This window comes from Vespertiliibacter pulmonis (genome assembly GCF_013377275.1).
GTDB classification, from domain to species: domain Bacteria; phylum Pseudomonadota; class Gammaproteobacteria; order Enterobacterales; family Pasteurellaceae; genus Vespertiliibacter; species Vespertiliibacter pulmonis.
Map to the genome: position 1 here is coordinate 1,817,119 of NZ_CP016615.1, position 14,621 is coordinate 1,831,739.

Below are 14,621 nucleotides of genomic sequence, written 5' to 3' on the forward strand. Positions count from 1 at the left end.
TAAAATTTGCCCTAAATCAATTTAAGGGTCTTTTTATTACAAGCATACTATGAAAATTGTATCCGATCAAAAAATAACAGGCAGGACAACTTGTACAATCCATTGCCAAAATTGTAGCATCAACCAGTTATGTCTGCCTTTTGCCCTAAATGAACACGAATTAACTCAATTAGATAATATCATTGAGCGGAAAAAGCCAATTCAAAAATCCCAAATTCTCTTTCAATCTGGTGATGAATTGAAAGCCATTTATGCTATTCGTTCTGGTACAATTAAAGCTTATACCATTAGTGAAAATGGTGAAGAACAAATTACTGCATTCCATCTCCCTGGTGATTTAATTGGTTTCGATGCCATTATGGATATGAAACACGTTGGTTTTGCTCAAGCCTTAGAAACTTCAATGATCTGTGAAATTCCTTTTGAAATTTTAGATGACCTTGCAGGAAAAATGCCCCGCATTCGTCATCAAATTATGCGTTTAATGAGTAGTGAAATCAAAAATGATCAAGAGATGATCCTATTGCTTTCAAAAATGAATGCCGAAGAAAAACTTGCAGCATTTCTTTATAACCTTTCTCAACGTTATTCTGAACGAGGATTTTCTGCTAGAGAATTTCGTTTAACAATGACAAGAGGCGATATTGGTAACTATCTTGGACTAACTATTGAAACAATTAGTCGCCTACTAGGACGATTCCAGAAAAGTGGTTTAATTAGTGTACAAGGTAAATATATTACGATTAATAAAATGGACGACCTTAGAGAAATGGCAGGTGTAACAAAATCTAAGATTCCTGTTACAGTTAATATCTAATTCTATTGCTGATATAGAGATAATAGGGCTAGTAATAATATTACTAGCCCTATTTACAAGCGATTACTTTATAAAAAATCTTGCAATTACTCGTCAATGATCACTTTTGCAATATAATCTAAATTACGATAATGCTGTGCATAATCAATCCCATAGCCTACAACGAATTCATCAGGAATCGCAAAACCAATCCATTCTACTGGCACATCGACCTCACGGCGAGAAGGTTTATCTAATAATGTACAAATAGCAATCGATTTAGGCTCTCGCAATTTTAAAATATCTTTGACCTTACTTAAAGTAAAGCCTGTATCAATAATATCCTCTACTAACAATACATCTTTACCATAAATCTCGCCGTCTAAATCTTTTAAAATTTTTACATCACGGCTTGATTCTGTATTTACACCATAACTTGAGGCTGTTAAAAAATCGACCTCAACTGGGATTTTTAACTCACGCACTAAATCAGCCATAAACATAAAAGAACCTCGTAATAACCCTACAACTACGAGATTCTTTCCGTGATTATGCTGATAATAATGATTAATTTCCTTCGCTAGCTCTTTAATACGTTGCTTAACATCATCAGGTGAAATCAATGTTTCAATATGGTGCTTCTTCATCATCTACCCTTCTCACATAGACTAACTATTATAATAAAAAAGCCTTAACCAAGTTGGTTAAGGCCTTCCTTCATTACTTGGTGCTCTGGGCGAGCAACTTAATACATTGTAAATCAATGCTTTATCACTTATATGGTGCAAATTTGGTATCAAGTATTTTTAAACTCTTATTTCATCGACCAGCTTTTACTTAGAAGAATCATACTGAATTTTTAACAATAAATCAATGCTCGCAACATTTACAGCACTCACTGTTTTCGTTGCTCGGGCAACCTAAATCGTTAAAAGCTGATTGAGTAAATTCCCACTTTACACAACTTCCCATCGGGAATGCTTTGGCTGATGAACCATCTTTCCCACGCTCAATTTTGACTTCATTACCAAAAGCATAGGCTTTAACTATTTCTGCTCCTGTTCCGTCATTGATTACCAAGTAAGTGTGATCTTCCCCCAACTTTTCGGCAAGCTCTCTCGCATTTGTGATAGGCAAGATACCATCTGTTGCATTTAGTTTTCCACTTAAACTAGTTGAATAACCATTTAACCATTTGTATTTCATTTAACACCCCAAACATTCATTAGAAGTAAAGTAACCATTTTCATTGTTCCCCATATTGCACGCACAACCTATATGAATGGGTACACAAAAAGGTTTACAGCCATCAATACGAATAATGCCTTGATACCGTCCTTCTCTTGCCCTATACAATGCGTTATCCCACATAAACGTAACGGTATTTGCGTCCATTTCAAAAGCGGGATAAATAATCGTATCTCCCCCGCCTACTCGAGTGATTTCAATTGTTGCCTCTTTTGTATTACTACAATTTTCAATTTGAAATGTTGTTTTTGCGACCTTGCGATCAATTTGAATTGGTCTCATTTTGCCTCCTTAAGCACTTCCCCAAAATCCTGCTGATGACATTCCTGATACGCCCGCATTTAATGCCCCAAATGTAGCTCCATTCATATTTCCTAATGCACCTCCAATAGCACTTAAACTCGATACGGAATTACTCCACCCTTCATAAGGATTGATACTTCCTGCTGCTGCAGCTGCTTGCTGTGCTGTTCTAATTGCATTACTGCTTCCAGTTAATGCACCTTGAATTAATGAAGCCCACTTAAAGGACTCTTCACGATATTGTGATTCACGTTGATGTTTACGTTCTTCTTCAAAACGAATAGCTGAATTAGTAGCTAGCACTGCTGCTTTTGCTTCTGCAATTTGCAACTGGCGTAATGCCGTGCGAGTTGCCCCAACACAATGAATATTACTTTCACGGCGTACTTTATCTCTTGCTCGAGCAAATTCACTGCGTGCATTGACAATAGCTCGATTTTTTGCCGTTTCATAATCTACGACATACTGCCTTGAACTCAAATCTGCCAACATGCTTGCTTCAACTGGTTTTCCATTCTGCTCCCAATGATCAAATAATTTATCGGCTTTATCTCGTTGGTTATGCCATATTTCATCAAAACGACGTTGTGCTTGTTTAGCAATATCGTGCTGTTTATCGGCAATGTAAAATGAAGCAGCCTGTTGAATTAGTGCGATTATCATATTCATACGAGCATTTTCTTTCACCGCATTAAAGTATTTACACGCATAATCGGACATGGCCAATGCTCTTGCTTTTGCAGAAGCATCTGTTAATTTTTCCTTAGACGCTGGAAGTTTCTCAATCTCCTCTTTTATTTTGTTACAATCAACTTCACCTGCTGTTGCATACAGAATAGCAGCACCTGCTGCGACTGTTCCTGCCGCTGCAATTAGTCCTTCATCTGCCATAATTAAATCTCCTCATTCAAATAATGTAAGTACAAGTAATGAGCTTTCTAAATATATTCTCCAAACTGGTTGATCAACTCTTTAACAAAGTCATCTTGCTGTTTAGTAGAATAAGGATTGTAAAGCGATTTATACTTTTGATAGAGGGCTTGTTTATTACTCTCTTTATCTGATTTATCTCGTAGTTCTTCAATTTCTTTTTCATAGGGGTTTGCCATAATTCTCCTTATTTTAGGTATAAAAAAACCGCCTGTAACTTTCGCTACAAGCGGTGGGTTAATCTATTTAATTTGCAATTCGTTTTGGTTCTTCAAGTAAGCTCAACATTCCTTTGACGAACATAATTCGTTCGCTTTTGGCTTGAATGTATTTGCGAGCTTTTGCCAAAGCTTGGTGAGTAGGTTCGTTCAAGTTGTAGATATGATAACCTCCTAGCTCTTTGTCAATTTCTCGTCCGATATGTGGAGCGTTATTCCGTATCTTTTCACCCATATCGTAAGCTCCATTAAGAGAATGAAAGAGATTAACGATAATATGCAATGCTTCTTCTTCTTTTATCGTGCAATTATTTAGTTGTTTAGGTTCATCAATAATCAACTCACCTTCTAAACAAAGTTTATGAACATACTCTACTGCCATTGGCAACTGCTCTGATGTAAGTTCTTCGATTGATTGCACATTAAAACGCTGATGTACTAAATGATAGGCTTCAGAATAAATTAGCCCTTTTTTACTTACAAGCATATTTACGGCATCTCGTAACCCCGTTCTTTCATCTACTGTGGTTTTATTTTCATATTTGCCTGTTTTGCGAATTGTTGGTAAAACTTCTGCTGTTACCCATTTTCTAAAACTGTGTGGGATAGAACCTTTTTTAACTGCATCACGGCAACGTAAGATCAAAGTGTACATTCCACTTTCGGAAACTATGCTCATTTCTTGCTGTCCGCCATGGGTGTAAATTAAACTTACTCCCTTCTCATCATCATCTAAGGCTAGTAAGGACATTCTTGAGTTACTTAAACCAAGAGCATCACAGAGATCCCTAGCGACAAACCAAGGCTCCCTATTGATAACTAAAGTACGAATTTCACTTTTATCAAATTTGAAAGTTGAAAATTCAGCCTGAATTTGAGTTTTTTGAGTTTGTATAGTATGATTATTCATAGAAATTTCCTTTCTAAGGTTGGATTTTTCATTCTAAGCCTCAACAGTTGCCGCTGGTGAGGCTTTTCCATTATTGAGTATTAGCTTGGTCCTTTTGCATGCTCTCTTCCAATAAATACTGTAATTCTTTTGTAAAACTGCGGTAGTTTTCTTTTCCCTTCGCTTTAACCCATTCAACCAATTCTATTGGTAATTGAGCAGAAACGTGTTTTCTTTCTTGGATATTCATAATTTTGTCCTCTTTATAAAATTGTGATAATATCAGCTTATAAAACTTGTTCATCTAATGAACAAGAGTGATATTATACAAGTTAAAAGTTTATTACAAGTGATTTTTATGAAAAAAGAAGAAACTTTACCATTTAAAATTCTATTTAAGCAAAAGCGGACTGAATTAGGTTATACACAGAAAGACGTTGCCGAGAGAACGAATACTAGCCCTACGCTCATTTCTAAATATGAAAAAGGACTTGCAAAGCCACGTATTGAGACAGCAAAGCGAATCGCTGAACTGCTTAAAATTGACCTAACCACACTCATTGAGTCTTTAACACAAGAAGAGGTTTACCTAACTAAAATTCCATTCTACCTAACAGAATTCGATGAAGATGAATTTTTATATATCCCAAATACTCTATTACCAAATAATGTCAGCCCTTCTAATTTCCTTGCTTATAAATATCAAGGTAATTCAATGGAGCCTATACTACAACATGGAGATACGCTTATTGTAAACACAACGTATGACATGAATGATAACTGTTTTAATAAAGATATTTTTTTAGTTATGACCGATGATAATGTCTATACTAGACATATCGCTGTAGGAGATAAAAATAACTTTATTATCTATGCATCCAATAATATGTATCAATCATTTGAAATATCTCATCAACGCATTGAGATTATTGGAAAAGTAATTTGGCGTAGTGGCTTCATTTAAAATGCCATCAACAACACAAGCAAAACAATGTGCGACTGAATATATTGAAATAAAGCCCCTAAATATAGGGACTTAAAATTTATCTATTTACCTCTCATAATTTTATTACAGCTCTGTATTATGTAAATGTTAGTTGCATTGGGTTTCATTGCCCGCAGCTCTCTCTGACATTGATTATAAGGATCTGAATATCTATAATACCAAATAGCTATAATTACACCAATAATAACGATAAGAACACTAATCACTATTGGGTTTATTAATATTTCAGAGCATTTCATTGCTTTAATCCTATCATATAAATTAGTAAGATTTACCTTGTTATTTTTTGCATACCACGTTGGTTTTAGAACTTTATAACTCAAAAAAATATTCTCTGTTCCAGTCCAGAGATACCAAAATAATAGTAAAAAAACAAAACCCACAATGCTAGAAAAATCTTTTATTTCTTTATATGAATGGAAATAATTTAATGAGAAATACTTCATTTTATATACTATAATTTGAGGAAGAAATTGTATTATTGCAGCACTCAGAAAGAATATAGATAAAAAATTAATCCAAAATGCTATTTTGTTTTTTATAACAGTTAAATAAATAATAAAGAAAATAAGTGCTAAAAATAAATGAAATTTTATATCACCTCTTCCACCTTCATAAATAACATACATCAACCCCAAAAAATTTATAGGAAGTAAAAAATATGCCCAAATCCTATAAAACCAACGATAGAATACAGGTTTCACTTATTATCTCCCCAATGATCCAACCCTCATACCAAACTGCTTTTATTCTATCCAAAATTTAGACAAAAGAAAACCGCCTAATGTTATGGGCGGTTGGTGTGGTCTTAAACTCTATCTCGCATTGGATTAGTTTGTATATCTACATCAGGAAATGGAATATGCTTTGGTGAATAAGCCAAAATATAGATCTCATCATCACTTAATTTTTGATAATGAATAACCGCAGATGAAGTTAAGCCTTTAATATTCCACTCTAAATGGCAAGTATATATAGCGTGGTTATTAGCTCTATATGGCCCAGAATGGTAATGCCAACAGTGATGAATTTTATACCACGCTGCATCAGGAATTTCATTACCCTTATTATCTTGCCAAGAGGTTTTATTTTTACCTTTCAACGGTAAGTCTTTCTCCACGCATTCAATAAAATCAAGCAACATCTCAATTTGAGGGTCATCAAAATAGGGCAGATCCCTAAAATATTCCTCATCTAACTCACCTGATTGAAATTGCGGAGAAAGTATAACTTTCATTATACTCTCCTGTTTGCTAAGAGTTGCTTACGTTTTTCCTCACGAGAAAATCTCCCATCAAAAACTAGACCTGTATCTGGATTACCTGTGTACAATCTGCCATTTAAAACATCTTCGGCTCGTTTTTGATATTCGCAGGCTTTAAATAAATAAGTAATTTTATTTAATGTAGATTCAAATGCCGCTAATATTTCTGATAGCTCGCTTTTCTCTTCCGCATACGGCTTGCTCTGAAATAATAATGTCGCCGAGTCTTTAAACATACTCATCCATTCTATATGTTGAGATCGTTTAAAAATTTCATTATAACGAGAGGCAAGTTGATACAAGGCAAATAAGGCTCTTTCTGCCATAAATACACGGCTAGTTAATTCCGTAATATCAACATCTGAGGCTAGTTCTTCCGTAGTAAGAATATGACGAATACTTTCATATTGTGCAACAGTGTTTGAGTTAATAGGTTGTGCAATAGCAACAGCAGACGCTATGGCTGAACTGACTAATCCTAATGAAGACATAATTTCCCCCTATCACAAGCCTTTATTGTTACATAATTTGAACTAAGTAGCAAACCGCACCCAAAAGTGCGGTCTGTTATTTTACAACTTCGGCGTGCCTGATTGGAGTGTGGTATCCAAGCCGTGTTCTCTTCGCCATTTATTCACAAAGGCTCGTTGGACTTTATCGGTATGTGGAACATAGACCTCTCTAATCCATTTGTCGTAGGCATCTTGTGAAAGTGTGCCTTTATTGAGTGCCTTTGTACGTTTTGCCTTAAGCGAACGTAATTCACCTGTTCTTTTTTGGGCTAATTCATAAAAACGGACTTCTTGCATTTTCTCAGGCGTAACCCAGTCTGATAATTGCCCTGTTTCTTTGAAGCGTGTATAGGCTTTATGCGTAGCTTGTGCTTCTTCCATCGCTTCATAGAATGTGGTTTGAACAGCAAATTCATTCACATTACCGACCAAAGAACGTAATAGCACTGGTCTCTGTGTTTTCCCTAACTTTTCTCGATTCGGGTTTTCAATCAGAATATTAGTGGCTTCTCTAAATGAGCCTAACGGCAACGCATAGCCATTGATTAAATGCTTAACCGACTCTGGGTACATATCGATCACGCCCCCCGTCATATCATACAACGATAAGGCAATATGTTCCCACGCATCTGCCGTGTTCGCTTTGCCCTGTTCTGCTTTGATTTTCTCGCCACGTTCAAAGGTAGTATGAATTGGACGTCCGAACGCATCTCGATTAAAACCAAGTTGTATAACAGGCAAGGCAATACTTGGGGTAAGCGTGAGTACCAATTTTGCGACGGGGTCTTTTGATGCCGAAATATCCGAAGGCGATACAGGAGCAAAGACCTTACCGAAGTTTGTTACAACATTCACACTGGCATCCGTTGCTGAAATTGAACCACGAGCTGCACGGCTCACATTCACGGCCATATTCCACGCTAATTGGGCTGAACCAAATCCAAGCGGTAATTTCCAGAATTTATGTTCACTGTTTTCATCTGCCCAAGGGATTGGAATCGGAATAAAGCCTGTAATATCACCCAGCATATCCAATTTATTACCTGCTTCATCATCACCAAACATTGAGGCAAATGCTAGAGCCAGTGCATTGTAAATCAGCATACTTGCCGTAACTTGCCTTGCAAAACGCAGTTTACCGCTCGGGGTATTCAAACTCTTTAATAAGACAGAAGCTCCCATCATTTTTGGTTGTAAGAACATAAAAAATCCTTTCAGACTTTTCGTTGCTGTCCCTGTTTTTCTGAAGTTTGACAAATCTAAGGTTAAACTCGCCGCTTGTTCAGGATCGACATTATTATCCACTAATGCTTTAAAGGTCGCTAAAGAAGAAACATAATCAAACGTGCCATTGTATGCCTCAACATAACCTGCCAACTGTTCAACAAAAACACCTTTGGCTGTGCCTTTTCTGCGAACCTGCTGGATAAAATCTTCTTCCGTTTTAGCAATCATTTGGGTGAAGGAGGATAAGCCACCATATTGCACTAATTGTGCCATTGCTCGTTCAGCCTCATTGTCTGAATTGATATCCAGCGATTGACCTCGTGCAAATTTATTGGTGGCTTTCCAAATCCCTTTATTAGGGTTTAACGCATTAAACCACACCGCCCGTCCAATTTTGTTTTTGGCTGCTTGCGATAATGCTTTACCGTTTTTATCATAGATTTTTTGATCTCGAATTAAATCGGACTTATCCCACGTATCCCTAAACATATTTTTCGGGGCAAAATCGTAGGTCAGTTGCGTTACCCCTCGGGCCATCATTCTCGTTGGTTTTGAAACCCAAGTCGTCCAACGATTAGCCACTTCTACGTTGTCCTCTTTAAGATTCTTCACAACATTATCCGGTAGATGAATTTCATAATACTCACCTAAATCTTTGTGAATAAGCACATTATCATTAGGACGTGTTAATCCCATCAGCTTTTGAACAGATATACCTAACTCAGCACTCGCCTGTTCTTTCGCTGACTTTTCTGCCATTCCTTTTTCGGTGAGTTCGTCCACTCTCGCATTATAGCTATCAAATAACGATTGCTTAAACGGTTGCCAGCCATAAAACGTCGTTGTTTTACCGACCGCTTTCCATACGGCATCAAACGCATCTTCTGCTTCTGACGCGGTTCGTCCTTTTAACGCTTTGTCTCGAGAAATGTTGAGTGAACGAGAACCCACGCCCCCGATAAAGCCCGTGTCCTCACTCATATTTGGATCGCCCGTTAAAGGAACATAATATTGGTCAGCCATATATTCCTTAATTTGTTCGGGCGTGTAACGTCCACTTTTTGAGTCAAGCAGTAGCATATATTTTTGCATCGCATAGAGATTAGCTAACACTTTTTCCATATCAGCTTTCGCAATATGTTTTTCCAATCCTGCCATATATGCCTGTGCTTCTGGAATAGACCAGCCGCCTGCTGTCCCTACTTTAAACGGTACATCTTCCGCCCCTTTGCCAAATTGAGTGCTATTCACATCTTCCTGACGATAGCGGTACTGCCTTTCTGCTGCACGATACGCACGAGCCGCCTTATCAATTGCAGATTGCTTACCACTTTGTTGTGCCTCTTCCAGTGCTAATTGAGCGTCATCAACGGCTTTTTTATCCGTCTCTAATAACCGTTGGTTTCGGATCACCGAATAACGTAATGATGCCCAAAACCCGACAATACGCTTGGTACTTAACGGGTCTTTCTGATATTTTTTCGCTAATTCACTCAACTCTTTTTGTAAAGGTTGCATAAATTTAGCTTCCAGTTCAGAACGGGCCACATCTCTCAAGTTCTTCGCACGATACATTCTTCCCTTGATAAGCGCTTTACCGTTCTCTTCCAAGGCTGGCAAGTTGTCTATCCAATCAGAAATAGGCCGCAATGAGTCTGCAAAGATTTCATCTAATTTCGCCGTTGCCTTACCCCATCTTTCCGTCAATCGAGTAACATCTCGAGAAATTAAATCTTGGAATAAACTCGTGTGATCATCTTTCGCTTTCCCCGTTGCCGCTAAATCTTCAACGGATTGACGAGAATAGCGGATTTCGTTGGCTGAATTTTGAGTAATATTTCTACTCCTGTCATTGAAATCTTTGATGCGTTGTACTAGACTATCAACATCGGCATTTTGTGGGGAAGTCAGTTTATCATCTTGATTAGCTGTGGCTTCCAAGTTACCCAAAATGCCGTTTTCATTTTCAACTTCAATAGTTTCAACTGAATAAATCTTATTACCTTGATCAAAATTCATCGCCTTAATCGTAAGCTTCGCTAATTTAACTTCTCCATCAATATTTAATGGTGCAAACATTCTATGTACACCTGCAATATTTGGATCATTATTTTTATGTGGTTCAACCCAACCTTGTACCGCATTTTCAAAAAGCTGATCGATATTCGCCACTGCCATTAAGTGATCGTGTACGTTAGTTGATTTTCCTGTTGCTTTACCACTTAATAATTTATCTAAAGAACGTTTAGACAGAGTTGCAATCATTCCTGTTTTTTGATTTACCAAGGGCTCACCTAATAATTCAGAAACAATATTTCTTACCTCATCAAAACTATTTGCTGTACGTCTTGGTATAGCTTCAGCAAAAGTATGCTCTCCACGCTGATTTACATTAGCTGAGTTATCAGATTGGTATTGACGTAAGTCGGCTTCTGTTTTAATATCACTACCAGTGGACTGTTTTAGTGATGCATATGCGGGCAATTGAAGCCCAAAGGTATTCGCAAAATCAGTCCCTTTTTTATCATTCCAATAAAGCAAATCATCATTCAATCCTTTTTGAATTTGAGATTTACTGCGTCCATAAACACTCGCAATATTGACTAACTCTAATCCATTTTTATCTTGTTTTAGGTGTAGTGCTGCAATAATTGGCTTATTCCAACCATTCTCTTGCTCTACTAATTCAGTTAAAACAATATAACTTTTATCGTGAGTTATAGACTTCATCACGGCAACAGGATCGTTGATTTGGCTAGGTAATTGCTTCAATGTTTCTGCCGTTACATTATGTTTATCCTGCATTACTTTTTTAAAGGTTGAACCGTGAATAGTTACATTCACATCTGGCAACCCCAGCATTTTTAATACATCAGGCGTTGTACCTACATTAACATAACCAGCAACATTTCCGCCCTGATTAACTGTATCAATTGCCTGAGCAAACTCAGAATTTGGATCTTCGTTTAGACTATAACGGGTATCTTCACTTGTGTTTTCATTTATTGACTACTGGTTAGCGGTCTGATTCACTGATTTCTTGCCAAGTGCATTAACGCCTTCTTTGATACCTCGCAAGGTGTCAAAAACTTCACGGGTCGTCATTGTTTGAGTGAAATCTTTACCCACAATCGCTCCCATAATACGGCGGAAGTAATTTGCGAGTTTAATCAGCCAATCACCAACACTCTTATGCCAATATCGATGAACACTTGTGTTATAGCGCTTGCCTAATTCGTCCCATCTCCCCGTTTCATACGCCGCATACAGTTCTGCCATTGCTTCTTCTACGGCAACTTCTTCATCATACCCGAATTTATCTCTAATCTTACGGGCAATGACTTTAACCACAACGTGCTCACTTGCTCCCTTTAAGATATTATGGAAAGAATAGCCTAGTTTGACACGCATACCTGCGTGTGCCAACTCGTGCCACGCTACCCAAGCAAGCCGTTCTTCACGGGTCATATTCTCTGTTGCAGTAATATTATCGCTGTATAAATACAGCTTCTGTGTTCCTACATCAAACCAACCTTCAACATTTTTGCTCGCTAAACTTTCAACCGACTCACCTTTAGGCGGTTTAACGGTATTGCGATCAACCACTTCGATATGGCTCGCTGTTTCTTCCCCTAAAATCCGTGATAGGGCTTGTTGGTCTTGGATAATTTGGCTTTTGTTATTGACGGCGTTCTGAGAATCGGTTAAATTTGGCCCGTTCTCTGCAACCACGCCCCTGCCTCTTTGTGAGTGAGCGTGCGTATCGTTCAGTTGGCTAATATTTATCGGTCGCCCGAGTTCAACGGCGGTGTTATTCGACAAGCCATTATTATTAGCGAGCTGTTCTGAACCAGAAGCCGAGAATGAAGCTCCTCTATCGACACGGGTGAGTGTAGGGTCGATAGTAGTAGGATTAGACTTGTCTTTCCCCTTTCTGATCGCACCTTCATTCACATACTTCGCACTATTATCAAATGCAGTTAAAACCCAAGCATTGTTACCTTTATTCCGTACAAGTGTTGCCCGATAAACTCTTCCATTTTTTGGTGATAGGTAATCTAATTCTAGTTTAGATTGTGGGTTTTCATTAACTACCGTCCCTTTTGCGATTGTTTCCACAATATCATTAGTTAGCATCTCGACTACTTCAGGTTCACTCATATTATTCTTACGCATACGAGCTTCAATAATATGTGAAATACCTTTACCAACAGGCTCACCTCTTTTATTGCGTGGTTTTGTTAATCCATCATCACCCCAGACAAAGTCCACCCAGCCGAACTCGTTATTGTACATTCCACGCTTAACATCAGCTTTGTCTAAAATCGCTTTTACCATTGCTTCTCGACCACGAGCAATATTTGCTTCAACGGATTTCATCGGTGAACGTGAATAAAGCGCTTGTTGCTGTTCATCTTCTTGCTGACGGCGATAATGTTCTGCCGCTAGCGTATGATGATCTGGGAAACGTTGTGCAATATCGTGATATCTATTCGATACGTCTGTATCGGACAATTGCCCCTGTTGATAACCGTCTAATAGTTGATTGACTTCATTGCTGTATTGCGAAAAACGTTCTTCATCAATGCTATTTTGTGTCGTAGGCTCAGTCTGAAACTCTTGTTCAGATTGGTTTTCTTGTTGCACCGTGTTTGGTTGGACTGTGTCTAAAAATTCAGAAACTGAATTTAAATAGGCTTGAGCCAGTTTTCCGTACTCTCCGCCTTCTGCAACACGTTTTTCCAATAGCCCATCTGCAATATCTTGTTTCAGCTCATCAAAATAGTCATTGCGTAAGGTTTCATCTTCAACACTGGATAAGACTTTTTCTAATGCTTGCTCCTGTACGGTGTTTGTTGTTTGGTTGGGTTGATTAGCTTGTTCCGATGTCTTCGTAGAAGAAATAACTTCATCTATTGTGTCATCTGAGGCTTCGGATTGCTTTGCCTGTTGCTGAGAGGTCCGGTAAGCGGAATCCGCCGCCGCAACACCACCTCCTGCCACACCGAACAGCAAACCACCTGCGGCAGCCTCACCCAAACCATCAGTTAAAGAATGGGTTGGATCAATGTCATGAATGGCTTTATTACCCATAAACTGTTGAAAAACTTCATCAGCTGGCTCAGTAACTGCCTCAGAAACAAACTTACCAGCCGTTGAACCCAACATTCCTTTGCCAACTTGTCCAATGCGACCTAATCCACCCACACCACTCAAAACTGCACTGCTTACTCCCGTTGCCAAAACTTCTCCGCCGTGTTCAATGAATGAGCTAGCCAATTCAGTTCTAGCGTGAGCAGGAGATAACCCTTTGGCTAATAACGCCTGATATTGTGGATTTTGGGATAATTGTTCTTCTGGCATTGCCATAATATGGTCGTAAATATTATTACGAGTTCACCTGCACCTTGTACCCCACCTACTAGAAATGGTAAAGCCAAACTCGCACCACCAGTAATAGGCGCAGCAGCAACGCCCGCCCCTGTTGCCACCACTGTTGGTAAAGCACTTTCTGCAAATTGCCCTACGGTTTCTAATGGGTTTTCTGCTGCATTTGCAAAAAACTGAGTAAAACCAGATTCGCCATTAGCTTTTGCTTCCGCCATTTTTCGTGCCGCAATAAATTGACGTAACTTCGATTCATCACTACGCCAATCTTCTACCGCTTCTGTGGCATTATGCAACCATTGGCGTACCTCACCATCTGGACTAAATAATCCCGTAAATTGCTCGCCTAATTTAGTTGCAGTGGTTGGAATATAGCTTAATGCATCTCCTGTTCTAGCAAAAAATCCCGCCTCTTTGTCTGCTTTTTTAAATACATCAGCTTGCTCATCAAATGCGCTGAGTAGCATTTGTTGTTGATCTTCCGATAAGTGAGCATAATTATTTTTAATGCCTCTTTGGCGTGTTGATACGCTTGATATTGATGCTCAATTGGTTGGTCTTTTGTGTTCTGGGCAAAAGCCTCTCCAATTGCCTGCCCCTGTTGCTGTAAATTTGTATTAAATGCTTCTAAATTTGCTTCACGTTGTTGAGCAGAAAGAGGTTTAGGTTCCGCATATCCACCACCATAGGCTTTTTGTAATTGTGCAAGCTGTTCAGGCGCGACCAAGTGCCTGTAAATTCATCTTTGGGTCTGACAAATTGTTGTTGAAGTTGTTTTAATACTTGCGGATCTAATTGAACGACATTTTGCATAATAGCTACCTGTTACTTAGGAAATAA

At 38.3% G+C, this 14,621-nt stretch carries 16 protein-coding genes; 2 read left to right on the forward strand and 14 right to left on the reverse strand.

Annotation, left to right across the window (positions count from 1 at the left end):
• Positions 1-49 precede the first annotated feature (49 nt).
• On the forward strand, positions 50-817 hold the full coding sequence (locus A6B43_RS08695) for an FNR family transcription factor (RefSeq protein WP_124210576.1): 768 nt from the start codon (positions 50-52) through the stop codon (positions 815-817).
• Positions 818-903: 86 nt separating this feature from the next.
• Here A6B43_RS08695 and hpt read toward each other — a convergent pair whose 3' ends face one another.
• From hpt to A6B43_RS08730, 7 genes are all read right to left on the reverse strand, one after another.
• A complete protein-coding gene (gene hpt / locus A6B43_RS08700; RefSeq protein ID WP_124211017.1) occupies positions 904-1,443 on the reverse strand; it encodes a hypoxanthine phosphoribosyltransferase in 540 nt (179 codons plus the stop codon).
• 223 nt (positions 1,444-1,666) lie between these two features.
• The gene (locus A6B43_RS08705; protein WP_124210577.1) at positions 1,667-2,002 is read right to left on the reverse strand and encodes a hypothetical protein; all 336 of its coding nucleotides are present in this window, start codon (positions 2,000-2,002) and stop codon (positions 1,667-1,669) included.
• Complete coding sequence (locus tag A6B43_RS08710; protein ID WP_124210578.1) at positions 2,003-2,326, reverse strand: hypothetical protein; 324 nt, start codon at positions 2,324-2,326, stop codon at positions 2,003-2,005.
• 9 nt (positions 2,327-2,335) lie between these two features.
• The gene (locus tag A6B43_RS08715; protein ID WP_124210579.1) at positions 2,336-3,238 is read right to left on the reverse strand and encodes a hypothetical protein; all 903 of its coding nucleotides are present in this window, start codon (positions 3,236-3,238) and stop codon (positions 2,336-2,338) included.
• Positions 3,239-3,285: 47 nt separating this feature from the next.
• The gene (locus A6B43_RS08720) at positions 3,286-3,456 is read right to left on the reverse strand and encodes a hypothetical protein (protein WP_170152416.1); all 171 of its coding nucleotides are present in this window, start codon (positions 3,454-3,456) and stop codon (positions 3,286-3,288) included.
• Between the two features lie 67 nt (positions 3,457-3,523).
• Complete coding sequence (locus A6B43_RS08725) at positions 3,524-4,405, reverse strand: BRO-N domain-containing protein (protein WP_237306904.1); 882 nt, start codon at positions 4,403-4,405, stop codon at positions 3,524-3,526.
• A 70-nt stretch (positions 4,406-4,475) separates the two neighbouring features.
• Positions 4,476-4,634: a hypothetical protein gene (locus A6B43_RS08730; protein WP_170152417.1), complete on the reverse strand. Its 159-nt coding sequence runs from the start codon at positions 4,632-4,634 to the stop codon at positions 4,476-4,478.
• Between the two features lie 108 nt (positions 4,635-4,742).
• On the opposite strand from A6B43_RS08730, the gene A6B43_RS08735 reads away from it, so the two are divergent.
• On the forward strand, positions 4,743-5,348 hold the full coding sequence (locus A6B43_RS08735; protein ID WP_170152418.1) for an XRE family transcriptional regulator: 606 nt from the start codon (positions 4,743-4,745) through the stop codon (positions 5,346-5,348).
• Positions 5,349-5,431: 83 nt separating this feature from the next.
• On the opposite strand, the gene A6B43_RS08740 is transcribed toward A6B43_RS08735, so the two are convergent.
• From A6B43_RS08740 to A6B43_RS08770, 7 genes are all read right to left on the reverse strand, one after another.
• Positions 5,432-6,094, reverse strand: a complete 663-nt coding sequence (locus A6B43_RS08740) for a hypothetical protein (protein WP_124210581.1) — start codon at positions 6,092-6,094, stop codon at positions 5,432-5,434.
• A gap of 104 nt (positions 6,095-6,198) precedes the next feature.
• Complete coding sequence (locus tag A6B43_RS08745) at positions 6,199-6,627, reverse strand: hypothetical protein (protein ID WP_124210582.1); 429 nt, start codon at positions 6,625-6,627, stop codon at positions 6,199-6,201.
• Positions 6,627-7,145, reverse strand: a complete 519-nt coding sequence (locus A6B43_RS08750) for a hypothetical protein (protein ID WP_124210583.1) — start codon at positions 7,143-7,145, stop codon at positions 6,627-6,629. The genes A6B43_RS08745 and A6B43_RS08750 overlap by 1 nt, the downstream gene beginning before the upstream one ends.
• Before the next feature lie 81 nt (positions 7,146-7,226).
• Positions 7,227-11,255: a MuF-C-terminal domain-containing protein gene (locus A6B43_RS08755; protein WP_124210584.1), complete on the reverse strand. Its 4,029-nt coding sequence runs from the start codon at positions 11,253-11,255 to the stop codon at positions 7,227-7,229.
• Between the two features lie 147 nt (positions 11,256-11,402).
• Positions 11,403-13,763: a putative barnase/colicin E5 family endoribonuclease gene (locus tag A6B43_RS08760; protein ID WP_176672533.1), complete on the reverse strand. Its 2,361-nt coding sequence runs from the start codon at positions 13,761-13,763 to the stop codon at positions 11,403-11,405.
• The gene (locus A6B43_RS08765; protein WP_176672534.1) at positions 13,709-14,248 is read right to left on the reverse strand and encodes a hypothetical protein; all 540 of its coding nucleotides are present in this window, start codon (positions 14,246-14,248) and stop codon (positions 13,709-13,711) included. The genes A6B43_RS08760 and A6B43_RS08765 overlap by 55 nt, the downstream gene beginning before the upstream one ends.
• Complete coding sequence (locus A6B43_RS08770) at positions 14,158-14,508, reverse strand: hypothetical protein (protein ID WP_176672535.1); 351 nt, start codon at positions 14,506-14,508, stop codon at positions 14,158-14,160. Before A6B43_RS08770 ends, A6B43_RS08765 begins: the two co-directional genes overlap by 91 nt.
• Positions 14,509-14,621 lie beyond the last annotated feature (113 nt).

Excerpts from the sequence above, each read along its gene's own strand:
- A6B43_RS08720 (WP_170152416.1), bottom strand. The coding sequence starts at position 3,456 with ATGGCAAACCCCTATGAAAAAGAAATTGAAGAACTACGAGATAAATCA.
- A6B43_RS08715 (WP_124210579.1), bottom strand. The coding sequence starts at position 3,238 with ATGGCAGATGAAGGACTAATTGCAGCGGCAGGAACAGTCGCAGCAGGT.
- A6B43_RS08705 (WP_124210577.1), bottom strand. The coding sequence starts at position 2,002 with ATGAAATACAAATGGTTAAATGGTTATTCAACTAGTTTAAGTGGAAAA.
- A6B43_RS08735 (WP_170152418.1), top strand. The coding sequence starts at position 4,743 with ATGAAAAAAGAAGAAACTTTACCATTTAAAATTCTATTTAAGCAAAAG.
- A6B43_RS08745 (WP_124210582.1), bottom strand. The coding sequence starts at position 6,627 with ATGAAAGTTATACTTTCTCCGCAATTTCAATCAGGTGAGTTAGATGAG.
- A6B43_RS08730 (WP_170152417.1), bottom strand. The coding sequence starts at position 4,634 with ATGAATATCCAAGAAAGAAAACACGTTTCTGCTCAATTACCAATAGAA.
- A6B43_RS08725 (WP_237306904.1), bottom strand. The coding sequence starts at position 4,405 with ATGAATAATCATACTATACAAACTCAAAAAACTCAAATTCAGGCTGAA.
- A6B43_RS08695 (WP_124210576.1), top strand. The coding sequence starts at position 50 with ATGAAAATTGTATCCGATCAAAAAATAACAGGCAGGACAACTTGTACA.
- A6B43_RS08755 (WP_124210584.1), bottom strand. The coding sequence starts at position 11,255 with ATGCTGGGGTTGCCAGATGTGAATGTAACTATTCACGGTTCAACCTTT.
- A6B43_RS08765 (WP_176672534.1), bottom strand. The coding sequence starts at position 14,248 with ATGCTACTCAGCGCATTTGATGAGCAAGCTGATGTATTTAAAAAAGCA.
- A6B43_RS08710 (WP_124210578.1), bottom strand. The coding sequence starts at position 2,326 with ATGAGACCAATTCAAATTGATCGCAAGGTCGCAAAAACAACATTTCAA.
- A6B43_RS08750 (WP_124210583.1), bottom strand. The coding sequence starts at position 7,145 with ATGTCTTCATTAGGATTAGTCAGTTCAGCCATAGCGTCTGCTGTTGCT.
- A6B43_RS08760 (WP_176672533.1), bottom strand. The coding sequence starts at position 13,763 with ATGGCAATGCCAGAAGAACAATTATCCCAAAATCCACAATATCAGGCG.
- hpt (WP_124211017.1), bottom strand. The coding sequence starts at position 1,443 with ATGAAGAAGCACCATATTGAAACATTGATTTCACCTGATGATGTTAAG.